This is a genomic window from Natrinema sp. LN54, from assembly GCF_052439245.1.
In the GTDB taxonomy this organism is placed as follows: Archaea; Halobacteriota; Halobacteria; order Halobacteriales; family Natrialbaceae; genus Natrinema; species Natrinema versiforme_A.
Window position 1 is genome coordinate 279,924 of record NZ_JBQVRP010000006.1, and the last position, 22,962, is coordinate 302,885.

At 63.3% G+C, this 22,962-nt stretch carries 21 protein-coding genes and 1 tRNA gene; 11 read left to right on the plus strand and 11 right to left on the minus strand.

From position 1 onward, the window contains the following. Positions 1-128: 128 nt before the first annotated feature. Positions 129-485 carry a DUF555 domain-containing protein gene (locus tag ACT4ML_RS18480; RefSeq protein WP_444722187.1) on the minus strand — a complete coding sequence of 119 codons (357 nt, stop codon included), beginning with the start codon at positions 483-485 and terminating at the stop codon, positions 129-131. Positions 486-780: 295 nt separating this feature from the next. Here ACT4ML_RS18480 and ACT4ML_RS18485 point away from each other — a divergent pair, with 295 nt between their 5' ends. Together ACT4ML_RS18485 and psmB are read left to right on the plus strand one after the other, a co-directional pair. Continuing rightward, positions 781-951, plus strand: a complete 171-nt coding sequence (locus tag ACT4ML_RS18485; RefSeq protein WP_175416408.1) for a hypothetical protein — start codon at positions 781-783, stop codon at positions 949-951. A 181-nt stretch (positions 952-1,132) separates the two neighbouring features. Continuing rightward, complete coding sequence (gene psmB / locus ACT4ML_RS18490; RefSeq protein WP_006429909.1) at positions 1,133-1,864, plus strand: archaeal proteasome endopeptidase complex subunit beta; 732 nt, start codon at positions 1,133-1,135, stop codon at positions 1,862-1,864. A 147-nt stretch (positions 1,865-2,011) separates the two neighbouring features. On the opposite strand, the gene ACT4ML_RS18495 is transcribed toward psmB, so the two are convergent. After that, on the minus strand, positions 2,012-3,136 hold the full coding sequence (locus tag ACT4ML_RS18495; RefSeq protein ID WP_444722188.1) for a Gfo/Idh/MocA family protein: 1,125 nt from the start codon (positions 3,134-3,136) through the stop codon (positions 2,012-2,014). Positions 3,137-3,488: 352 nt separating this feature from the next. Between ACT4ML_RS18495 and ACT4ML_RS18500 the strand changes: the two genes are divergently transcribed. After that, positions 3,489-4,184, plus strand: coding sequence for a ThuA domain-containing protein (locus ACT4ML_RS18500; RefSeq protein WP_444722189.1), 696 nt, complete (start codon positions 3,489-3,491; stop codon positions 4,182-4,184). A gap of 6 nt (positions 4,185-4,190) precedes the next feature. Here ACT4ML_RS18500 and ACT4ML_RS18505 read toward each other — a convergent pair whose 3' ends face one another. After that, complete coding sequence (locus ACT4ML_RS18505) at positions 4,191-5,042, minus strand: translation initiation factor eIF-2B (RefSeq protein ID WP_444722190.1); 852 nt, start codon at positions 5,040-5,042, stop codon at positions 4,191-4,193. 86 nt (positions 5,043-5,128) lie between these two features. Then, positions 5,129-5,452 carry a DUF5783 family protein gene (locus ACT4ML_RS18510; RefSeq protein ID WP_444722191.1) on the minus strand — a complete coding sequence of 108 codons (324 nt, stop codon included), beginning with the start codon at positions 5,450-5,452 and terminating at the stop codon, positions 5,129-5,131. Between the two features lie 107 nt (positions 5,453-5,559). Between ACT4ML_RS18510 and ACT4ML_RS18515 the strand changes: the two genes are divergently transcribed. The 4 genes from ACT4ML_RS18515 to ACT4ML_RS18530 all read left to right on the plus strand — a co-directional run bounded on the left by ACT4ML_RS18515 (position 5,560) and on the right by ACT4ML_RS18530 (position 8,231). Next, on the plus strand, positions 5,560-5,883 hold the full coding sequence (locus ACT4ML_RS18515) for a hypothetical protein (protein ID WP_444722192.1): 324 nt from the start codon (positions 5,560-5,562) through the stop codon (positions 5,881-5,883). Positions 5,884-6,168: 285 nt separating this feature from the next. Next, a complete protein-coding gene (locus tag ACT4ML_RS18520; RefSeq protein WP_138245478.1) occupies positions 6,169-7,245 on the plus strand; it encodes an Mrp/NBP35 family ATP-binding protein in 1,077 nt (358 codons plus the stop codon). Then, positions 7,242-7,499, plus strand: coding sequence for a hypothetical protein (locus ACT4ML_RS18525; RefSeq protein WP_444722193.1), 258 nt, complete (start codon positions 7,242-7,244; stop codon positions 7,497-7,499). Before ACT4ML_RS18520 ends, ACT4ML_RS18525 begins: the two co-directional genes overlap by 4 nt. Before the next feature lie 129 nt (positions 7,500-7,628). Beyond that, positions 7,629-8,231: a uracil-DNA glycosylase gene (locus ACT4ML_RS18530; protein ID WP_444722221.1), complete on the plus strand. Its 603-nt coding sequence runs from the start codon at positions 7,629-7,631 to the stop codon at positions 8,229-8,231. Between the two features lie 29 nt (positions 8,232-8,260). On the opposite strand, the gene ACT4ML_RS18535 is transcribed toward ACT4ML_RS18530, so the two are convergent. Then, positions 8,261-8,479 (minus strand): hypothetical protein, encoded by a 219-nt coding sequence (locus tag ACT4ML_RS18535; RefSeq protein ID WP_444722194.1) that lies wholly within the window; start codon positions 8,477-8,479, stop codon positions 8,261-8,263. A 110-nt stretch (positions 8,480-8,589) separates the two neighbouring features. On the opposite strand from ACT4ML_RS18535, the gene ACT4ML_RS18540 reads away from it, so the two are divergent. Together ACT4ML_RS18540 and ACT4ML_RS18545 are read left to right on the plus strand one after the other, a co-directional pair. Next, positions 8,590-9,330 (plus strand): hypothetical protein, encoded by a 741-nt coding sequence (locus ACT4ML_RS18540; protein WP_444722195.1) that lies wholly within the window; start codon positions 8,590-8,592, stop codon positions 9,328-9,330. A 41-nt stretch (positions 9,331-9,371) separates the two neighbouring features. Beyond that, positions 9,372-9,455 (plus strand) — tRNA-Ser (locus ACT4ML_RS18545). Positions 9,456-10,361: 906 nt separating this feature from the next. On the opposite strand, the gene ACT4ML_RS18550 is transcribed toward ACT4ML_RS18545, so the two are convergent. From ACT4ML_RS18550 to glmS, 6 genes are all read right to left on the minus strand, one after another. Continuing rightward, the gene (locus ACT4ML_RS18550) at positions 10,362-11,774 is read right to left on the minus strand and encodes a GntP family permease (RefSeq protein ID WP_444722196.1); all 1,413 of its coding nucleotides are present in this window, start codon (positions 11,772-11,774) and stop codon (positions 10,362-10,364) included. Between the two features lie 215 nt (positions 11,775-11,989). After that, a complete protein-coding gene (gene citE, locus ACT4ML_RS18555; RefSeq protein WP_444722197.1) occupies positions 11,990-13,033 on the minus strand; it encodes an L-malyl-CoA/beta-methylmalyl-CoA lyase in 1,044 nt (347 codons plus the stop codon). Positions 13,034-13,092: 59 nt separating this feature from the next. Then, the gene (gene mch, locus ACT4ML_RS18560; protein ID WP_444722198.1) at positions 13,093-14,220 is read right to left on the minus strand and encodes a 2-methylfumaryl-CoA hydratase; all 1,128 of its coding nucleotides are present in this window, start codon (positions 14,218-14,220) and stop codon (positions 13,093-13,095) included. Next, a complete protein-coding gene (locus ACT4ML_RS18565; protein WP_444722199.1) occupies positions 14,213-15,496 on the minus strand; it encodes a methylaspartate ammonia-lyase in 1,284 nt (427 codons plus the stop codon). The genes mch and ACT4ML_RS18565 overlap by 8 nt, the downstream gene beginning before the upstream one ends. A gap of 1 nt (position 15,497) precedes the next feature. Next, positions 15,498-16,931, minus strand: a complete 1,434-nt coding sequence (locus ACT4ML_RS18570; protein ID WP_444722200.1) for a methylaspartate mutase subunit E — start codon at positions 16,929-16,931, stop codon at positions 15,498-15,500. After that, complete coding sequence (glmS, locus tag ACT4ML_RS18575) at positions 16,932-17,387, minus strand: methylaspartate mutase subunit S (protein WP_444722201.1); 456 nt, start codon at positions 17,385-17,387, stop codon at positions 16,932-16,934. It abuts the gene before it with no gap. Positions 17,388-17,547: 160 nt separating this feature from the next. Here glmS and mct point away from each other — a divergent pair, with 160 nt between their 5' ends. Together mct and ACT4ML_RS18585 are read left to right on the plus strand one after the other, a co-directional pair. Further along, positions 17,548-18,720, plus strand: coding sequence for a succinyl-CoA:mesaconate CoA-transferase (mct, locus tag ACT4ML_RS18580; RefSeq protein ID WP_444722202.1), 1,173 nt, complete (start codon positions 17,548-17,550; stop codon positions 18,718-18,720). Positions 18,721-18,982: 262 nt separating this feature from the next. Continuing rightward, a complete protein-coding gene (locus ACT4ML_RS18585; protein WP_444722203.1) occupies positions 18,983-22,777 on the plus strand; it encodes a helicase-related protein in 3,795 nt (1,264 codons plus the stop codon). Positions 22,778-22,962: the final 185 nt, after the last annotated feature.

Consider the following 22,962-nt stretch of genomic DNA (forward strand, 5'->3'; position numbering starts at 1 on the left):
TGGTTTCGGTTTCCACCGCGGATCGATGAATTGGCGGTCGCGGTGCGTTCGAGTGCCGCCGCTTCGTTCCCGCGGTGTTCGGTACTGAAACGAGTCGAAAACCGGACCGGCGACGCTGCAGCGTGGCCCTATTCGTCCTCTTCTTCGGTCTCTATGATATCGACGACCGACAGCGGCACGTCGCGCAGCGCCCCGCCGACTTCGCTCTTTGCGATTCGCGAGGCGTGTTCCTCGCCGTCGGCGTTGAAGACTTCCATCTCGAGTGCGAGTCCGACGAGCGCGGTATCGGCCGCGATAAAGGCGGAGTCGAACGGTTCGCCGCAGGCGGGACAGCCCGTCGCGCCGACCTCGACTTCGACGTAGTCCATGTCTTCGCTGTTGAGTCGCTTCCCGGCTTCGCTGACGGCGACTCCGATCGCGTCGTCGATCGCATCGACGTCACGAACGAGCCATGCCGCTTCCATCGCGACGAGATAGTTTCCCATACGGGGTGGTTGGTCCGAGGGGTTTCCTGCTTTGCGGTTCGTCCGCGCCGTCGCGCTCCCGGCCGCCGAGCGTGCGCACGTGAACGGGATAATTCTCATAAGTTACGAGACACCCCCGCATCGATTGCCACCGACATACCCGTACATCGACTCGAGTACACCTCCAGTTGCTCCCCCAACAACTACAGTTTAATCGCAAGCGGGCGTCGACCCAATTGAGTGTTAACTACCGTTATAAATACAGTTTTTCAAGAAGGCTTATATACACCCTCCGTCTGGGCATCGATGAACGCTGATGATATCCCGCGCGTACCACGCGACCCTGTTCGCACTGTACCAACTCTGTATCGTGGTCGGCATCGTCGCGATGCCGGTCGCAATGGCCGCCCGTCAGGCCGGTCTCACCCTCCCGATCCACCGGGTCCTCGCAAACGTCGAAGAAGCCTACGAAGACACGCAGCGATAAGGACGGCACTGATCGACGGCGATTGATCGCCGACTGATTTTCCCGCCCACCGACCGCCGACCCGCAGGACTCGAAGCCGCGGCCGGCTCGCCGCTCGAGCCGCGATCGGGGGCCGAGGGAAGCGGAAACCGCAGTGGTGACCGCCGGTGTTTTATACCGTCCCGGTCGTACGGTACGATCAATGCGTACGCCCACACACGACTCCGATTTCTCTCGGACGGTCGACCAGTTGGCCGACGATCCGAACCCCTACGAGCCGGAGGTCGGATCGATGCCCCAGAACGACCTCACGCAGGCCGATCTGGACAACGTCAACAAGACCGGGACGACGACGATCGGCATCTCCACCGCCGACGGCGTCATCATCGCGACGGACATGCGCGCCAGCCTCGGCGGCCGCTTCGTCTCGAACAAGAACGTCCAGAAGGTCGAGCAGATCCACCCGACCGCCGCGCTGACCCTCGTCGGATCGGTCGGCGGTGCCCAGTCGTTCATCTCGACGCTCCGCGCCGAGGTCAACCTCTACGAGGCCCGACGCGGCGAGGGGATGAGCATCGACGCGCTGGCGACGCTGGCCGGTAACTTCGCCCGCGGCGGCCCGTTCTTCGCCATCCACCCGATTCTGGGCGGCGTCGACGAGGAAGGGAGCCACGTCTACAGCATCGACCCCGCCGGCGGCGTCATGGAAGACGACTACACCGTCACCGGGAGCGGGATGCAACTCGCCTACGGGCACTTAGAACAGGCCTACGAACCGGACATGTCCAACGAGGAAGCGAAGACGGTCGCCGCCCGCGGCATCAAGTCCGCCGTCGAGCGCGACACCGGCTCGGGCAACGGCGTCTTCCTCGCGGAGATCACCGACGAGGGCGTCGACATCCACGGCCACCACGACTTCGACGAGGTTCTCTAACGCGGTCGAAACGGGCAGTTTCTCTGTTTTCTCCGCCGACCAGCGGTCAGTCCGTCGAGTCAGCGACGTTTCAAGTTCGACGGGTAGAGTACACGAGGACCGTGCGAGCGAAGCGCCCGCGAATAAACGACGGGAGAAAACTGCCGACTAGTCGAGTCGCGTCGTCTGCTCGAGTTGCGCCTCCGAGATCCGGGACTCCTCGAGCCGGGTGGCCCGTCCGGACTCGCTCGAGCGGTAGATCGCGTCGATGACCCGTTGGACGGTCAGAGCCTCTTCGACCGTGTTCGACTCCGGCGTCGCACCCACGGCGATCGCCTCGAGGAACTGCTCGTCTTGCTTCCCGTAGCCGGTCAGCGTCTCGTCGCCGGTCATATTGACGTCGGCGTAGTGGTCGCAGCCGGCCGTGCCGGCCTCGAGAATCCGCAGGTTCGTGTCGCCGATATCGAACTGGGCACCCGCCTGCGTGCCGCGGACTTTGAAGTCCATGCTCTCCTCGCGGTTGGTCGCCCACGCGGCCTCGAGGGAAATCGTCTGACCCTCTGCCGTGCGGATGAAGGCGCTGACGGAGTCGTCGACCTCGTAGGTCTCCGCTTCGGCGTCCCAGTTGTCGCCGAAACCGTCGGGATCGGCGTACTCCGCGTCGGTACCGAACGTCGTCCGGGCGACGCCGCTCACTTCGGTGATCTCGGGGAAGTCGAGCGCGTAGAGTGCGAGGTCAAGCGCGTGGACGCCGATATCGAGTAAGGCACCCCCGCCGGCGAGTTCGGGGTCGGTGAACCACGAGCCGGGGCCGGGGACGCCGCGCCGGCGGACGTAGTCGGCCTCGACGTGGGTCAGGTCGCCGAAGCGGCCGCGGGCGTGTTGTTCGTCGAACATGGCCATCGACGCGGCGTGGCGGTTGTGAAAGCCGACCATACAGATGCCGTCCGATCGGGCCGCCGCCTCGGCGATCCGTTCCGCGCTCTCTACGGTGTGTGCGAGCGGTTTCTCGACGAGGACGTCGAGTCCCTGCTCGAGGGCAGCGACGGCGATCGGTTCGTGGAACCGGTTGGGCGTGGTAACGATGACGGCGTCGACCGCGTCGTCGACGACGAGTTCGTCGTGGGTCTCGTAGGTTTGCGCGCCGAACTCCTCGGCGAAGCGGTCGCGTTGCTCCGGGACGAGGTCGACGCCCGCAACGACGTCAGCGCCGAGGTCGCGAACGCTTCGTGCGTGGAGGTTGCCCATGCCACCGAGGCCGACGATGCCGACACCGATCCCGTCGCCGATCATGTGTCGGCCCTCGGTTCCGTCCCAGCAGAGAGAGAGGTGCAGTGAGAAACCATTCGTTTCGATGTCAGTTGTGTCCGATCCCGTTCCATAGAGGATGGGAGTCGGCGATCGAAATAAGGGTTGTGACCGATTAATCTGTACAACCATTCCGTATTTCACGTATTACTATACAATTACGGCAGCACACTTCAGATGTATTGACTGGATCTAGTATTCCAATTCGACGTTTACGTCGCGCGGATCGACCGAGCGATACCGGCGATGTGACATCGACGCGTTGCCGCGATCGCTCGTCGGAATCACACGGGTAACAGCCGATAGTATAAGCATCCGTCGCGCGGACCGGTCCGCCATGGTCGCAGTCACGATCTGGAACGAGTTCCGCCACGAACGCGAGGACGACGCCGTCGCGGCCGTCTATCCCGACGGCATCCACGAGACCCTCGCCGAAATCCTCGTCGACGACCACGAAGTTCGGACCGCGACGCTCGACGAACCCGAGCACGGGCTCACCGACGACGTCCTCGAGTCGACGGACGTCCTGCTGTGGTGGGGCCACGAGGCCCACGACGAGGTCGCCGACGAAATCGCCGACCGCGTCCAGGAACGCGTCCTCGAGGGGATGGGCTTTCTCCCCCTGCACTCGAGTCACTACGCGAAGCCCTTCAAGCGGCTCATGGGAACCTCCTGTGACCTGCAGTACCGCGAGGACGGCGGCACCGAGCGGCTCTGGGTCGTCGATCCGGGGCATCCGATCGCCGACGGACTCGAGGAATCGATCGAACTCCCGAAAACCGAGATGTACGGCGAGCCGTTCGACGTTCCGGAACCCGACCGGCAGGTGTTCGCCAGCTGGTTCGAGGGCGGCGAGGTGTTCCGGTCGGGTATCTGTTATCGGCGCGGCAACGGCCGGATCTTCTACTTCCGCCCGGGCCACGAGACGTATCCGATCTACGAGAACGAGGCCGTTCGGCGGGTGCTACGCAACGCCGTCGACTGGGCCGCTCCGAGGGAGGGCTCGCCACGGACGTTCGGCGAGCGCGCGTGAGCGCGCTTACAGTTCCTGTCGGCCTTCGTCGGTGACGACGCTCTCGAGCAGTTCGACCGGCGTCGCGTCGTAGGCGGGGTTCTCGACGTCGAACCCGTCGGCGGGCTCGGGCATGACCTCGCTGCCCGGCCGGAACTCGTTTTCGAAGACGAACCCCTCGCTGACGATCTTCGAGGCCGAGCCGAGGACGGTGACCGGTACGTCGAGTCGGGCGGCCGTCGCCGCGATCGGGAACGTCCCGACGCGGTTGTACAGCGTGTCGTCGACGATACAGTCCATGCCGACGATGACCCGGTCACACTCATCGAGGTAGAGCCCGTGGGCGCTGTCGGTGATCAGCGTCGTCTCGACGCCCTCGAGGTCGGCGAGCGTCCGGGCGGTCTTGCGTCCGATGTACCGCGGCCGGGCCTCGGTGACGTAGATCTCGAACGTCTTGCCGGCCGCAGTCGCCTGCTCGAGTGCCTGGATTACCGTCGAAGAGTAGTCGTGGGTCAGGATCGTCGCGCCGTCCTCGAGGACCTCGACGGCGTTTTCGGCCGCCAGCCGCTTCCCGGACTCGATCCGCGAGACGACCTCGTCGATCTTCTCGCTGGTGAGCCGACGGGCCGCCTCGACGGTGTCGGGATCGGCGTCGGTCACGTCGTCGACGACCTCTCGCACCGCGTTCTGCAGCGAGGCGTGAGAGGGGTTCGCCCGCCGGAGCACGGAGCCGTTGCGCTCGAGGGCGCGGGTGTACTCCTCGACGGTCGCGAACTCCCGCTCGACTAACTCCTCGAGGGCCTGGGCCGCGTGGACCGCAACCACCGAGGAGCTGTGCGTCTGCATCTCCCGAATTTCCTCGGCCGTCTCGTCGATCATACTCTGATGGTTTCCGGTCAGCGCAAAAGGTGTTCCGGGTGCTCTCAGCGGTCCCGTCGCGCGGTCGCCGGCCTCCGCCGCCGTCGTTACGCGTCGCCGTCGAATTCGAATAGCCGCTGCAACTCGCTCTCGATTCGGTCGACGAGTTCCGCGAGGACGGCGTCGAACTGCTCGTGGTCGGCCACCGCACCGACTCGCTCGCTCGGGTTCTCGGGGAGTTCGACGCGGAACTCGCCGTCTCCGTCGTAAAACGGCTCGCTCTCGCTCAGCACCTGCCGGTCGATCGCTTTGAGAACCGTCGAGTCGTATCGGCCGTGGAGCTGCTGGTAGGCCGCCGAATAAGCCTCCTCGAGTTCCTCGAAGTAGTAGACGTACTTTTCCTCGAATTTCTCCGGGTCGAACTCGGTCATAGCCGTCCGTCGGAGCGCGGCCGGGTAAACGGTTCGGGACGCCGCCGTCTCCCCACAGTCTCGCCGCCGCCCGCACGCTTACGTTCTCGAGGTCCCTAGGATCGCCGATGACAGTCTCCGTCCGGTACACCTGTCCCCACTGCGGAGCCGTCGTGAGCCTCGAGCGCCCGCCGGATCTGGCGGACCGGTCGGTGACGACGGTCAGCCAGCCGGGCTGGGAGTACGCCGCCCCGGACGATCCAGACCGCGAGTCGGCCGACGGGATCGAGTTCATCTGCGGCGAGGACGGCGCCGTCACCGACCTCGAGGGCGAGCCGGTCGAGGGCTGTGGCCGGCCGTTCTACCTCAATTTCGTGCGCTACGAACAGGGGGTCGAACTCGATCCCGATCCGCCGACCTACGGCGGGCCGCGGTTCGATTTCAACGCGTAGGAACGGTGGTAACTGCGGCGGTTAGAGTACGAGCGAAGCACCCGCGAGCGACCAACGGGAGCGAGGGGCTTTTTTCGTCTCTTTGCGAACGAAGTGAGCAAAGGTCAGCGAGAGCTTCGCTCTCGCCAGACAGATTTGTTCGAGCGGTTCGACTGAGCGGAGTGAGGGAGGTCGTTCGAAACGGCTCCGCCGTTTCGTGATGCGAGAAACCCGAAGGGTTTCTCAGCAACCCGAAGAAAAAGGTGGGAACACAACCCTTTTCGACGCTGGCAAGTAGCTAGTGACATGGACGAAGACGCCGTTCGCGACCATCTCCGTGCGGTCGAGGATCCGGAACTCGGCGACGATATCGTTTCGCTCGGGCTCGTCAACGACATCACCGTCGACGGCGAACAGGTCGACATCGACCTCGCGCTGGGGGCTCCCTACTCGCCGACCGAGAGCGACATCGCCGCGGAGGTCCGCGAGGTCCTAACCGCGGAGGGCCTCGAGCCGGACCTGACCGCGAGCGTCCCCGATCGCGACGATCTGACCAGCGAGGAACAGGTGCTGCCGAACGTCAAGAACGTCATCGCCGTCGCCTCCGGGAAGGGCGGCGTCGGCAAGTCGACCGTCGCGGTCAACCTCGCCGCCGGGCTCTCGCAACTCGGGGCCCGCGTCGGGCTGTTCGACGCCGACGTCTACGGGCCGAACGTCCCGCGGATGGTCGACGCCGACGAGCCGCCGATGGCCACCGAGGACGAAACCCTCGTTCCGCCCGAGAAGTACGGCGTGAAGCTCATGAGTATGGCCTTCCTCACCGGCGAGGACGACCCCGTCATCTGGCGCGGCCCGATGGTCCACAAGGTCATCACCCAGTTGACCGAGGACGTCGAGTGGGGCCATCTGGACTACCTCGTCGTCGACCTCCCGCCGGGGACCGGCGACACCCAGCTGACGATGCTCCAGACGATGCCCGTCACCGGCGCGGTCATCGTCACGACGCCACAGGACGTCGCGCTCGACGACGCCCGCAAGGGCCTCGAGATGTTCGCCAAACACGATACCGTCGTGCTCGGCATCGCCGAGAACATGTCGACGTTCGCCTGCCCCGACTGCGGCGGCGAACACGACATCTTCGGCTCCGGCGGCGGCGAGGAGTTCGCCGACGAGCACGAACTGCCCTTCCTCGGCTCGATCCCGCTCGATCCGGCCGTCCGCGAGGGCGGCGACGGCGGCAAGCCGACGGTCCTCAAGGACGCGGACGGGACCAGCGACGCCCTGCGGACGATCACCGAGAACGTCGCCAACAACACCGGGATCGTCCACCGGCAAGGGATCTCCCAGACCCGGCGCAGCGAGGCCGCCTCGCCCGACCGATGAGCTCCGGCCGTGACGACGGCGGGGAGGACACCGCCGCCGACGACGGGTTCGACCCCGATCCCGAGCGCGTCGAGCGCCTCCGCGAGATCGCCGATGACGTTCGCGGCGACACCAGCGAGAGCAAACAACTCGCCAACATCCTGTACCGAACGAGCGACCTCTACGACGAGAACGAGGAGACCTCGCCCGAGGAGATCGTCCGCAACGTGAAGTTCATTCTCGAGGTCAACGAGCGCGGCGGTCTCGGCCGCTGAGCGCGCCGTCGAGGCACCCACCCTTGCGGACGGCGGACCGAGAACCAGCGGGAGCGCGTCGCTTTTGGGGCTGCCACGCGAGGAACGAGTGTGGACGCGAATCAACGGTCTCGAGCGAACCCCTACGGCATGGACGAGGAGTGTACGAACTGTCCGGCGCTCTGTGAGACGCGCACACAGGTCGTCCACGGCTACGGCGACGTCGGCGCTGACTTCCTGTTCGTCGGCGAGCGCCCGACGGCGCGGGCGGACGAGACCGGCATCCCCTTCGCCGGGGAGGGCGGCAGCGACGGCGACGGCGGGTTGCGACGGATGCTCGAGCGACTCGGCCTCTGTGACGTGACCGCGCCGGCCCAGGAACCCGAACTCGAGAACGTCTACCTGACGAACCTCACCCGCTGTCGGGACCCCGACCGGCGGCCGACCGACGAGGAGATCGGCAACTGCGAACCCTATCTCAGCGCCGAGATTCGGATGATCAACCCCGAGATCCTCGTTCCCGTCGGCGAGCGGGCGCTGACGGAACTCGGCGTCGAGTACACGACGACGCCGGTCGAGGACCTCGCGCTGCCCGACGATCACGCCGAACGGATCCGCGGCCGCGGGTTTGAACTCGTCCCCATGATCGAGCCGCGCGAGCAGACGGACGACCAGACCCAAGCGTGGCTCGAGGCCTTCGCGGAGCTGATGGCGACGGACTATCGGCAGACGAAGGGCCGGCGGGGACGATAGGTGACTGCGATATCTGCGACTGCAGGTGACTACCAGTAGGCGTTCTCGAGCCAGCGTTTCGATCGGGCACCGACGAGGGTCAACGCGCCGACGACGAGGACCACGACGGCGAGCACGCCGATCGTGGACGCGAAGTACTCGCCGGAGGTATTGGTCAGATAGCCGCTGCCGAATCCGTAGACGCCGAGGGCCGCGAGCGCGACGATCACGAGCGTCGCGAGCAGGCCGGCGATCGATCGTTCGTCCATATCGGCCCGGAGACGCTACTCCGTTATAATTCGTCGCCATTCCGTCGCTCGTTCGGCCGCTCGATCCGCGGAAGCGCCGCGTTCAAGGACCGCGCGCTCGAGTATCGAGTATGATCGTCGTCGTTCCGGTCGATCCGCCGCGAGACGGGCTCGTCCTCTCGTCGCTCGTCGACCAGACGCCGCTGACCGACGCCGAGGCGGTTTCGCTCTACGAGGCCGCCGTCGCCGATGTCCTGTGGGCCGTCGCAGGGAGCGGCGGCGACCTTCTGCTCAATTACCGCGACGCGGAGACCCTTCCGGAGGCACACGCCGACGGCGACCCCGAGGCCGAGGTTCGGGCGCTCGCCCTCGACGCGCTCGGCGGCGATGCAGAGGTCCGGTTCGAACGGCAGGTCGGCTCGAGCCGGTCGGCTCGCGTCGGCAACACCGTCACGCACCTGCTCGAGCAGGAAGGGGCCCAGAGCGTGGGTGTGCTCGAGCCCACGGTGCCGCTGGTCAACCGGACGGAGATCGACGGCGCGGCGATGTCGCTGCGCCGCCACGAGGTCGTCCTCGGGCCGGCCGACGAGGGGCGCGTCTATTTCGCCGGCTTTTCGGACCCGATCGATTTCGCCGATGCGTACGCCACGCCGGCGCTCTCGACGCTGAGCCGCCGCGCGAGCGAGAGCGGTCTCGGCGTCGGCTTCGCGCCCACGCTCCCGACCGTGGCGACCCCGGCCGGGCTCCGGGCGACCGTCGCCGGACTCGAGGCCCGGCGGGCCGCAGAGCGGCCGGGCGCGGAAGCGACGGTGGCGCTCGTGGACGAACTCGGGCTGACGGTCGGGGACGACGGCAGCCTCGAGCGCGAATAGACCGACAACCCTTTTTGAACGTGTGGCAAAGCGGGAGGTGAGGTGGGGTGGCAGAGCGGCCCAACGCGCCTGCCTTGAGAGCAGGTGGCTGTCAAGCCTCATGGGTTCAAATCCCATCCCCACCGTTTTCCGCGAGGTAATACGACGAGCGAAGCGAGGAGTCTCTCGAGCGGAAAACGAAACGGTGGGATTTGAATCAGGGAGTGAAACGAGCGCAGCGAGTGGAACGACCGTGGTTCAAATCCCATCCCCACTGCTTCCTTGCGATTATGGTGAAACCGATTACCAGATTATCAAAACTCGACTCGCTCTCACCTAGATAAGATTGACCCACGGTGATAAATATCCGCCACGATGGTCCAAGGCTAATCGAAGTAGGATTGAATTCTGAACCGTGATTACCCTAGTCCGTTACAGCATAGGGTGGGTTTCTTTCCGGAAGTGTCCGTAATAGCGTCTGTTGCATGCTATAGCTATGCTATTCCCCGCTATACGGCAAATAGTGGCTCTATAGGCCCACTATTCACCACTTTGCGACACTATATGCACCATGTGGTGCAAGAGTTAAGTAGGAGAGTTGCAAATATGCAACTGGCTTAGTGACGGTCCCGACTGAGTAAGTCGGAACCCCACTTACTACAACATCCTCAGTAGCTTCGCAACCAATACTGCAACTTCTAAGACCAACTTGATGCACTCAAGGCTACTTGGGATGGAATCGATATCATCGTCTTTCTTCTGCTGTTGATCCTCTTGAGGACTTTTCTTACACTTGCTCATAGCCACCGCTCTTGGTGTAGCCCTATTGAGAACCAATCGGCTTAGTGACGGTCCCAACTCGGACTACATCCTTGTTGATGGGAGTTACCTACTTAAAATCCCCCTTTGGGGTGGATGCGCACTGAAAAGGCGGCGAAACTTGAGACAAGAGAATTCTGTTGAATAATCCCATTATACCGAAATCCGCGCATACAGAGATGGGTCCCAAAGAAGGACTTGCTCGAGAGAGAAAACCGAAAACTGGCTCCGAATTACGCGAGCGGGAAGAGCGTCGAGAGCAGCAGGCTCGTGAGCAGTCCGGAGACGGAGATGATCGTCGTCAGGACGGTCCACGTTCGGAGCGTCTCGCCCTGCGTGAGTCCGCCGATCTCCTTGACCAACCAGAAGCCGGAGTCGTTGTACCACGAGAAGATGTTGGCACCAGCGCCGATCACCATCACGAGATAGGCGACGTGCACCTCGAGCTGGCCGGTGAGCGGGGCCATGATCCCGGCGGCGGTGAGCATCGCGGCCGTTGCTGAGCCCTGCGCGATGCGAACGATCGCGGCGATGAGCCACGCGGTGACCAGCAGGCCGATACCGATGCCCTGGAGGGCACCTGCGAGGTAGTCGCCGATCCCGGAGGCGGCGAGGAGCGCACCGAAGGCACCGCCGGCGGCGGTGATCGCCGCGATGTTCCCGCCGCTTTTCAGCGCCTCCGTGAGTTCGTCAGTCCACTCGCTCTGGGAAAGGTTGTTGTGCCGCATGAAGGTGTACGCCGCGGCGAGGGCGGCAATCGTGAGCGCCACGTTCTTGCCCCCGAGGAAGGCCGCGACCGGCTCGATGGCCTCGAGCGCGGGCACGACTTCCTGGAACCCCTCGACGACGGTCAGCGAAGCGATGAGGACGACGGCCAGCACGATCGGTGCCGACGACTCGAGCATACCCGGGAGGGAACTCGTCGGCTTGTCGGCGACGGTCTCGAGTTCCTCGGTCGTCGTCGACATCGTGTCGCGCAGCGGGATGTCGAGCCTGGCGTTGATCCACCGGCCGTAGACGAGGCCGGCGACGATCGCCGCCGGGATGGCGGTCGCGATTCCGATGGCGATCGTCATCCCCAGATCCGTCTCGAGTTCGGCCGCGACGGCCAGCGGCCCCGGCGTCGGAGGGACGAAGACGTGCGTGGTCGCCGCGCCGGCTCCGACGACGACGATGAACAGGGTGTAGTCCCGACCCACGCGGGCGCGCATCGAGCGTGCGAGGGGTGCCATGAGGTAGAAGACGCTGTCGAAGAAGACGGGGACGGCGAGGAAGGAACTGCTTCCCAGCAGGGAGATGTCCGAGTTGGACTCGCCGAGGACGTTCTGAAAGCTCCGGACGATCCGCTGGGCCGCCCCGCTCTCGAGCATCGATTTGCCGATGACTGCGGCCATCAGGATCGGGATACCGATCCCGGCCATGTTCTCTCCGAAGGCGGTCGCGACTTGAGAGCCGGCATCGGACGCGCCGAAGTCGGCGACGAAGACCGTGTTGACGACGCCGACGGTGAACCCGGCGATGATCAAGCCGATAAACGCCGGGAGGTCGAGCCAGACCAGCAACGCGACGACTGCGATAAGACCGATGACGAACGTAATTAACGGACTATGCGCGAAGTCCACCGCTTGCAGCGGTATAAACGCCATGCGTGAATCGTACCCATCCCACACCTATTATTAATCCTTACGATCATAGTAAATTATTGTTTTCCGTCTGTCAGGTCTGATAACTACTCGACGCCGGCGAGAGTCGCGGACACCGCTACCGAGAGACGGACGGCAAACGGTGAGCGGCTCCGATACCGATCTACCGACGCCGAAAACGAGATCGATCGGCCGGCGATTCAGCGTGATTCGACCGTTCAGCGGTACGACAGTTCGAGGTCGCGCGCCCGGTCGAGTAGGTCCTCGTCGTAGTACTCTTCGGTCTGGCCGGGGCGCATCTCGTCGATCGCGCGGACCTGTTCGACGGTGTTCTTGAAGTTCTTGAACGTCGCCTCGTCGACCATCTGGCCGTCGAGCGTGACTGCGCCGGTGCCCTCGCGCTTGGCCTCGTTGAACCGCTCGATCTTGCTCACGTCGCGCTCGAGTTCGTCGGGGGTGGGCATGTGGACGGTGTTGGCTTGGACCGTCTGCTTGGGGTACAGCGACCACGAGCCGTCGAGGCCGAGTTGCGCTTCGTGTTCGACCTGATCCGCGTACTCGTCGGCGTTGTAGTAGGTCAGGCCGGCGCGTTCCTTGAACAGATCATCGAAGGGACCGCCGATCGAGAGCAGGCCGCCGGCGCTGGCCTCGTTCGAGAGGGCCTCGAGCAGGCCGTCCCAGCGGGGCATGCCGTCGCCGAGGTCGCGGCCGCCGAGTTCGGCGGCGTAGTCGACCGGACCGAAGACGAGCGCGGTGAGTCGGGAGTCCTCGCCGAACTTGGAGATTTCGCGCAGGTCCGAACGGGCGCGGCCGGTTTCGATGATGATCGAGAGGCCGATCGAGCCGTCGTCGTAGCCGTGTTCGGCCTCGGCCTCGGCGACGACCTCGGCGGCGCGTTTCACGTCCGCGAGGCGGCCGACCTTGGGGACGACGACGCCGTCGATCTCGTCGCCGATTTCGCCGACGAGGCGGTCGATCTGGTCGCGCCCTTTCTCGCAGTACTCCTCGTCCTCGTAGCTCCACTCGACGCGGGGCCAGATCTCGCCGGGGAAGTCATACTGGGGCACCTTCTCGATGGTGTTCTCGAGTCCCTCGGCTTTCATGTCGGGGGCCGTCCCGTCTTCCATGTCGGGGACGAGCCAGTCGGGGGCCTGGAAGCCCTCCGCCTCGAGCGCGGAGGTCAGGTACTTCGCCGAGTCGTCTTTCGGAACGGCGGCCGGTGCGGTCTGGAACGTGCGGCAGAGTCGAATGTCCTCGCTCATGTGTCTGTGGTCGTGTCTGAATTTGCGGTTGGCTGCGGTCGTTCGTCTGGTCGTGCGTCTCAGTTCGGTCGCGTTCGGATCTCGGCGGTTCGCGTCCCCGAGTAGACCGGTTCGTCGTCCTGATTGAACGCGATGTGCTCGAAGGTGACGGTGCCGGCCTCGTCGCTCGAGGCCTCATCGTCGGCCTCGAGCACGCGCGTGAACGCGTAGACGGTGTCACCCACCGCCACGAACGTGTGGAACGATTCGTCGTCGAAGCCGACCTCGCGCCACGTCCGCTCGTCCGAGCGGGCGTGGCCCAGCGCCGTCGACCGGGTCACGTCGCCGTAGGTGACGATGTCGCCCGACGGCGAACCGGCCATGATGTCGACGTTGTGGTGCTGTTTGGCCGTGTTGAGCGTCGCCAGCGGCAGGGACGCGACGGTCACGTCGTCCTGCGTGCGGCCCCGTTCGTGGCGATAGGCGACGGCCGCGTTCTCGTCGCCGGCTCGCTCGAGGGCCTCGACGAAGTCCTCGTAGTAGCCGCCCTCGGGCGAGATGAACTCGTCGGGGAGTTCGGGCTCGTCGCCGTCTTCCTCGGCGGCCGTGGCACTGCCGCTCCCGTCCGTCGCCACGGGCTCGCGGCGCGGGATCATGTTCGTGCGCTCGTAGGAGCAGAGCACGTCGCCGGTTGCGGCGTCTTTGCCGCGGGTGCGCCACGAGACGATGCCGTACTCGGGCCGGGAACTCGAGGTCGCGCAGTTGACGACCTCGCTCTCGACGTGGAGTTCGGTGCCCGAGTAGACCGGCGTCCCGGGGAACCGCACGTCGGTCCGCCCGAGGAAGTAGCCCCCCTTCTCGCTCAGGTCCTCGACGGTGATGCCGAGGGTGGCGGCGGTGAGGTAGTCGGGATGGATCGGCGGCTCCTCGAACCCGCGTTCCGCCGCGGCGTCGCTCCGCCAGTAGGCGGGGTCGTGGTTGAGCGTCTGGCTCATCCACTGTTGGTTCCCCCACTCGGTGAGCGTGAGTCCGGGGTCGTGCTCGACGAGGTCGCCCTCCGCGAAGTCCTCGAAGCAGTTTCCCTTCTCCTTGGTCTCGGCCCGCTCGAGCGCCTGTGCGAACGTGTCTGGGTCCGTCCAGTCAATCGGTCGCGGTTCGCTTCGCTCTCCGCTCCCGTTGTCGGAATCCCGTTGTGATTCCCTAGTCATCTGCAGTCACCTCGTCAGTGTCCGTGTCGGGTGTTAACTGTTCCCGTTCCCGTCTGGCGATCGTCCGCCGCATCTCGTTCTCGACGATCATGTACCCCTCGTCGAAGCCCATCCCGGGCTTTGCGAGCACCTGCGCGGCGTCGGTCGCGAGCGCGACGTGGGCGCAGGCCCGCGCGGAGGTCTCCGTCTCGTTGCAGGTGCCGCCGAGGTAGGCTCGTGTTTCGGTCCCCTCACAGTAGCGGACGGCCTGCCCGCTGCGGTGGATACCCCCGAGGTCGGGCGTCTTGACCTGTACGAGGTCCGCCGCTTCGGCGTCGACGAACGCTTGCACGTCCTCGAAGGTGTTACACCACTCGTCGGCCACGATGTCGACGCCGACGCCGGCGTCTTTCAGCCCCTCGCGGAGTTCGACCATCGCGTCGATCTGATCCGCGCGATTCCCGGCGTCCATCGGCCCCTCGATCTGGATCGGGTACGGGGCCGCGGCCGCCTCGAGGTCGGCGAAGTAGTCGACCACTTCCTCGCGGTCGTAGGGGGCCGCGAAGATCTCGCCGATCATGCCGTAGACGTCGATGTGGAAGCGGGGCTCGTAGCCCTCCGGACCCAGTTCCTGCGAGCGCTCGACGAGCCACTCGACGTACTCGAGCAGGACCTCGCCGTTCTCGCCGATCTTCTCGACGCTGTTGATCAGCGCGTGGGGCAGGACCGGCACGCCCTTGACGAACATCTTTTCCGTGTTGTTGTACCGGTCGTCGCCGGACTGGCCGAAGACCGGCACCGGCTCCGTCGCGGGCTCGGTGCCGAGGGCGTCGGCCATCACGTCCGTCCGCGTCGTGTTCTCGGCCTCGGCCGCTGCGGCGAGCAGCGCCTGTGAGACGCCGTAGCGGATCGCCGTGTGCAGCCGGTCGCCGTTTACTTGCATGTTCTCGAGGGCCTCCGCGTTGTCGAGGAAGTCAGTGGCGTCCCGCCCCTCGAGTTCGTCGGCGACGGGGCCCTCGATGACGGGGGCGTACTCCGCGGCCTGAAAGAGCGGGTCGCGCCCGCCGGCACCGGAGTACTGGACCGCGGCGCAGTCGCCCCGCACCACGGTTCCGTCGGCGAGTTCGACGTCGACGATGATCGTCTCGCCGGCCTGTCGAATCTCGTCGAAGCCGTCGGTGACGGGCTCGCCCTCGTAGGTGAACCCGTCCTGCTGTGCGCCCCGCTTGATCGCGCGCTGGTCGTCGAAGAAGAACCCGGAATAACCGGGCGTGGCGTGTATTCCTGTGATTTCCATATCAGACGTCACCCTGTGGTCGGCCGATGAGTTTCCCGTCGCTGATCGCGTCGACGTCGTCCGCGACCATCCGGAACGACTGGTCGCGGCCCTCGGTGTCGGCGCGCTGGGACAGTCTGGCCTTGTGAATCTCCTTGATGTCGTCGTCCATCTCGAGGTCGGCCCACTCGAAGATGCGGACGCGACCGTCGTCGTCCCGCGCGGGCAAGACAGCGCCCGCCGCGCTGTCGCTGGGTGCGAACGGCACGTCGAGCGCGCCGGAGTCGAAGGCCTTGAGCGTCCCTTGGACGACGTCGCCGTCGCCGTGCTCGAAGATGGTGTCCATCAGACACCGGGTCTCGCGCTCGATGAGGTCCTGTTCCTCCTCGATGCCGTCGATGTCGATTTTCTGTTCTATCGCCATGTCGATGACCTGTCGCGTGGTGCGCAGGCCGGCCGAGTTGGCCTCCTTGGTCGGAACCCCCTGGAACTCCTGTGGGGACTTGGTGATGACCTTGTCCGGCCGGGCGATGGCAGCGGTCATGCCCCCGAGGCTGATGACGCCGTTGGCGCGGGCCTCGTCCGGCGGGAAGCCGCCCATCCACTCGTGGAAGACGGTCGTGACGACGACCTCGTCGGGGAGGTACTCGTTGCCGAGTTTCTTCAGGGCGTTCAGGGCGGCCACGTCTTGGACGACGTTGCCGACCTGCCCGTAGCCGAGCGTGATCGAGCGCACGCCCTGCGTCGCGGCGAGCTGGCCCTCGACGATCATGATTGCGATCGCGATCGACGGCGGGACCAGGGTTCCGGTGAGCGGGCCGAACGGCTCGCGGTTGATCCGAACGCCGCGTTCGGTGTAGGCCCCCGCCAGCCGGTCGACGAACTGCCACTTCTCGATCGTCTCCTCGAGTCCGTGCCGTTTCGTGTACGGGATGTTGTAGGAGATCGGGCCGCCCTCGAAGCTCTGGAAGCCGCCGGCGAAGGTGATCGCGGCGAGCAGCCGAGCGTCGGGCGTGCCGTGGCGGACCTCGATCGGCGCGTCGATCGCGTCGATCAGTTCGCGACAGCCGTCGACGCCGTGGTTCACCGCCGGGAAGCCGTTGAGCGTGTCATCGCCCGTCTCGAGGGCCTTGTCCAGCCCCTGCTGGGCCTTCTCGTACTCGTTGTCGCGCGTGTACGAGTCGATGGTCGTCGGCAGGAGGTCCGCCTGCCCCTCCTGATGGAGGTATCGCAGCAGTTCGATCTGGTCGTCGAGCCGGGGGACGCCGGCCCGCGGTTGGAGGAGGGGTTTGTCGGCCGACTCGAGGACGTCGGCGAATCGCTTGTGATCCGGCAGCGACTCGTGGTACTCGATGGCTTCCTCGAAGTCGACGTCTTCGCCCGTCGGCCAGTTCGACCGAATTTCCTCGTCGATACGCCGTAGCTCGTCGGACGGAATCCGTTCGTCTCGTATCATCTAGGAACTAATCGTGGCGCGTTCCGACTCCGTCGGTGTGATCTGGAGATCCTCGCGCAGCGCGGCGATCGCGTCTTCGGGATCGGTCTCGGAGTCGAAGACGCGGTCGAATCCGAGCTCCCGGAAGGTCTTCCGGGTCTGCTCGAAGTCGTCCTGTCCGACGGCGAGGTTGCCGCCGATGTAGCTGACCGCGTCGACGCCCCGCTCCTCGAGGACGCCGTGGAATCCCTGACAGTCCTGCTCGGCGTGGCCGTAGAGCGACGAGACCAGTACAGCCTGTGCGTCGTGAGCTACCGCCGCTTCGGCGAACTCCTCTTGGGAGGTCTGAACGCCGAGGTTCACGACATCGAAGCCGGCTGCACTGAAGGCTTGCTCTAAGATTGTGATGCCAACGACGTGGGCGTCGGAGCCGATCACGCCGAGGACGACCGTTTGGGACATCGTGTTCGGAACCATGAGGAACTCGGGTATAAACTTAATGATCTTCCATGATAATACTCCTTAAACATCCTAACAGCGTCCCTATGGCGATCGTTCACACCCAACGCGATAATCGGGAATAACTTCATGATCGATAGTAAAGTTTAGGTGCTGGTTTCGCAAGGTGGCTACACACATGGGAGCACTCTCGAACCTTCGCGTCGTGGATCTGACCCAGGTGCTCGCTGGGCCGTACTGTACGATGTTGCTCGCGGACCTCGGAGCGGACGTCGTCAAGATCGAGCGACCGGGCGGCGATATGATCCGATCGAACCCGCCGTTCGTCGACGATCCCGAGGAGGAAGCCTACGGGGGCTACTTCCAGAGCGTCAACCGCGGCAAGAAGAGCATCGAACTGGACTTCGGGGAGGAGCAAGACCGCGAGGACTTCCTCTCGCTCGTCGAGGAGGCCGACGTCGTCGTCGAGAACTACCGTTCGGGCACGATGGAGAAGTACGGGCTGGGCTACGAGACGCTCACGGAGTACAACGAGGACCTCATCTACTCCTCGATCCGGGGCTTCGGCGACCCGCGGACGGGCGAAACCGAGCGGCAGGGCCAGCCCTCCTTCGACCTCATCGCGCAGGCACTGGGCGGCGTCATGGAGACCACCGGCCAGCCCGACGGCCCGCCCACGAAGACCGGTCCCGGCGTCGGCGACCTCTTTACCGCGACGCTGAACTGCATCGGCATTCTGGCCGCCGTGAACCACCGTGAACAGACCGGCGAGGGCCAGTACGTCGACACCGCCATGTACGACTCGATGCTCAGTTTCACCGAGCGCGCCATCTACCAGCAGTCGTACACGGGCGAGGCCCCCACCCGCCGGGGCAACTCCCACCCGACGCTGTTCCCCTACGACGCCTTCGAAACCGCCGACGGCTACGCCGTCGTTGCCGCGTTCAACAACAACCACTGGGCCGAACTCTGCGACGTGATGGGCCGCGAGGACTTGGCCGAGGAGTACCCCACGACCCCCGAGCGGCTCGAGCACCGCGAGGCCCTCCGCGAGGAACTCGCCGCGTGGGCCATCGAGCAACCCACCGACGAACTCGTCGGCGCGCTCGAGGGACGGGTCCCAGCCGCCCCGGTCCAGACCACCGAGGAGATCTTCGACGATCCCCACGTCGCGGCTCGAGACATGCTCGTGCCGGTCGAACAGCCGGGTGCCGACAGGGACGTCGAGATCGCGGGCAACCCGATCAAGATGAGCGAGACGAACCCCGAACCGCGCGGTCGCGCGCCACTGTTGGACGAGCACCGCGAGGAAGTGCTCGGTGAGGACGTAGACGCCGCGGCCGACGACTGATTAGATATATACCTCACCTCATCACTGAAACGTAGATAGCGATACAAGACAGTCCCTCTTTCGGATGGTTCCTGACAAACTGAAATAGTCTTGGAGCTATTTTTGAACACCCGTTCCGACTCTGTTCGGATTTTCTGTGAATGAGTCGTCGTACTTTCGTTTTAAGTTGTGCATACACAGTCAGTGCGCAATATGACATAATATATAGGATATATTGTATTCGCAGAACGTTTTATCAATATGGAATAGCGATACACTGTAGATGCTCTCTCTGGATCCGATCGTCGACAATACCGATTCAACCCTCGAGGAGACGTACAAGAAGGTCGTTCCATTGAGCGAAGAGATTCGAATTTCGACGGGATACTTCTACCTCTCGGGTTTCGATCTGGTCTCGGAAGATCTTGAACAACTCGCCGATCCCGAAACGCTCGGTCGATCCCCGATGCGTATTCTGATGGGGAGAAAGACGGATCAACAGACCGCTTCAGAGCTTGAGGAAGGATTTTCGCTTCGAGATCAGTTCAAAGAGGAACTCAGAGAAGACATCGAGAGCCTGAATCGGGCTCAGATCAAACGGTTAGATCGACTTCGGGACTTCATTGCGAACGATCTCATCAACGTTCGAGTCCGCATCCCAGAATCGGGGTATTTCCATGCGAAGGGTGCGTGTTTCAGAGCGCCACCCGAATCCGAGGAAGCGAGAGAGCGAGCGGAGGACAAACGAGGGGTAGTGACGATTGTCGGATCCTCGAATTTTTCAGCGAGCGGGCAGCGAAGAAACGTCGAACTGAACATGACGAGTCAGGATCGACGGGAAGCGGAAGCGTTCGAGGAGTGGTACGACAACCAGTGGGCCAACGCTGAGGAATTCAGCGATGACATCCTCGAGATCATCGAATCAAGCGAGAAGTACCAGGAGTGGCGAGAAAAACAGGAAACCGAGTCGGAGACCGCACAGAATACCGGCGAACTCGGAACCTATCTCGAGCCCTTTGAACTCTATAAACTCCTCGCGTACGACGAACTCAACGGCAACGTTAGCACGCGTGATAGCCCGCTCTACTACTTCCAGCGACTCGGCTACGAGAGTGCGAAGGAGAAACTCTCAACGTACAACGGCTGTATCATCAGCGACAGCGTCGGTCTCGGTAAGTCGTTTATCGGTTCGGAACTACTCTACGATTACCGGCAGCGTGGCGACCGATGTCTGCTGATCGTTCCTGCAAACCTCACGGAACAGTGGATGGATTTGCTTCAGAACGTGACGGACGAGGACGGTAGCTCGTTCTTCGGTCTCGAGGTCGACGGTACCCATCTCGACGTAATGAGTATTACCAAATTCCAGAACCTCCCTTATGAAGAAGTCCAGACGCTTCGGGATACATTCGATATCGTTCTGGTCGACGAAGCTCATCGGTTCCGTAATTACGGGAAGTGGCGACCCAATCCGGATCACGACAACGACTACAAGGGGACGCGACGGCACGCCAATCTCCGTCAACTACGTGGAAAGACGATGATCATGCTGACGGCAACGCCAATCAACAATTCCGCAACCGATCTCAAGAACCTCATTAGCCTCTTCACGAGTGCCGAAGAATTACGAAACAAGGCGAGTCTCGACTTCGATTCGTTCGACGAATACATCGATCTCGCAGCAGAACGAAAACGGATCGCTGCGGAGAAAGAAGAAGTCGACGAGGCGCGCCAACAACAACTGACTGAGAATCTGCAGCATCAGTCCCTCGAAATCTCGAAAATACTGAACGAAGTGATGGTCCTCCGTACACGGAAACATGTCAAAGACAATATTCTGGACGAGGAGGACTTCGAGATGAGTTTCAAACCACCGCAGCTTTCGAAAGAGGAGTACTCGCTCCCAGCAGCCTATCAACCGATCTATCGAATGCTCCCCGACGTAATGGACGCGCTCCATCTGCCCCATATTACTGTCAAAAACCCGCAATCAGGGACTACGCTCAAAGCACTCTACAAACTCAATCTACTGAAGCGACTCGAATCGTCTACATACGCGTTCGTCCAGTCGCTCGAAACCCTCCATCAAAGCGAACGAAGACTGCTCGGACTGCTCGAGGAACTTCCCGAGGACGAGGACATCAGCGCACTTCGGACATTCAAAGAGGGTGATAACAGCGCAACGCTCGACGACTTCGTCGATGGAGAAGACGCAGCGGCGGAACTCGAGCAGACGCTCGAAGAGTTCGGCTTCGATACCGGTGTCGTTCGTGGCGACGAGGGAACCTCGGAAGACGAACTCGCCAATGCCACGGTCGGCGAAGTGAGAACGTACATCGAGGAGGACCTGACGCTCCTCGCGTACTTCCTCGCACAGTTCATCGGAGACGTTGCCCGGGACGCGGACATCGTGCGCGACCACGCCGTCGAAGCGAGGGGCTGGCTTCACGATCACGACGCCGGCGTACTCCCCGACGTTCCGGAGGACGACCTCAATCCAATCCTCTACCCGGATAGTGACCTGAGTTCCGTCGACAAAGCGACTCGAGAGTTCTACGAGAGCGTCTTCGGCCTTCAGGAGTTCCGCGATCCGAAGATCGATCGACTGGGAGAGATTTTGAACGGGTACGACAAGAAAGTCCTCGTCTTCACCCAGTATCGGGCGACAGCCGATTACGTCTACCGGACGTTACGGGACGATCCGAATTCGCCACTGACCGAACAGAACAGCGCAGTCATCAAAGGTGGAGACGAGAACAAACAGGCGATCATCAAGCGGTTCGCACCCGAGGCCGCCGGCTATCAGCAGACGCTCTCGGAGTCCGACGAGACCGAACTCCAGTACGTGATCGCAACCGATACGCTGAGCGAGGGCGTGAACCTGCAGGACGTCAACGTCGTCGTGAACTACGATCTACCGTGGAATCCGATGCGGATCGTCCAGCGAGTCGGCCGCGTCGACCGGATCGGGAGTACTGCGGAGAAGTACGTCCACAACTTCTATCCCGACGGCGATATCGAAGCGGCGATCAAACTCCTCGAGCGACTCCAAGCGAAGATCAATGACATCGCGTTGATCGTCGGTAAGGAGAACAACATTCTCGATCCCAATGAGGACCAGATCCTCGAGCAGGCGGGCGTCGAGACCGAGAAGACGATCGGCGAACTCGAGGTCGAAGAGATCGAGCAATCACTGAAGCGTTCGCGCGAAGTGAACGACATCAACGAACTCGACGACACGAGTAAGAACCCGCTGTTGCGCAACGCCGGGAGCGACGAACGGGCAGCGTACGAACGGTACCTACTGAAGAACGAGTTGAACGAGGAGTTCGATCTCGAGGTCGACGACTTCGAATTCGCGGAGGAGTACTTCGAAACCTCGCCCGACGAGCGGGACCTGCTCTATACGAACGCCGTCGATCACGAGAAGGGACCGCGACCGGGCGTGTTCGGACTCGCACACCTCTGGTTCGAGGGCGAAGCCGCTCCCTTGGGTCGGGTCCAGCGCGGGTTCTACTACAAGCCATTCGGTGGGGACGTGAACGAACGGTTCGTCGGGACGCTCAAACTCACGCCAGACGTCGACGGCGAACCGATCACCGACGCGGAGACCTCACGGATTCTCTCCGATCGCGAGCAGATCGAGGAACTCGTCGCGGACCGACTGGACGAGATTCGCGAGAGTCAGGTCGAAGGCGCGTACCTGCAGGGCGGCCAGCACTCGAAGGAACAGGAGACGATCATCAGCTTCTGCAAACAGTACGTCGAACCGAAACACGGTGACGATCCGGATCCGAGTGGGGAGTACGACTCACTCGAGGACTGGTCGCGAGACCTTCGCGATCAGTTGAGCGACGTTGGGCTCAAGAATACCGACGAAGACCGCGTTCTTCGGGACTGGTTCCGAGACAATTCGGAGTACGAGTCACTGCCGGACTGGCCCGCGGTCGAGTTCCTCGAGACGGTCGAGGAATTCCTCGAGGAGTACGTGGAGGGATCGACGGAGTATCAGGACACGCTCGTCGCCGAGAGCGAGGTTCGAGCGCGGTTGATGTGTTGGGGAGTCATCGGTCGCTGACGAAAGAACTCGTTCAAACTACTCTCGAGAATAGGACACTTCTCAGTCGGGAAGGTGGGCTAAATTCGTCCCAACCTCGTACGCACCCTTACTGAGTTCTGACCGCTCCTCAATTCGGCGGTCGATTTCACGGCGGAGTTCGTCGAGATCCATCGTTCCCTCTTCCATAGAACGATAGCACACAA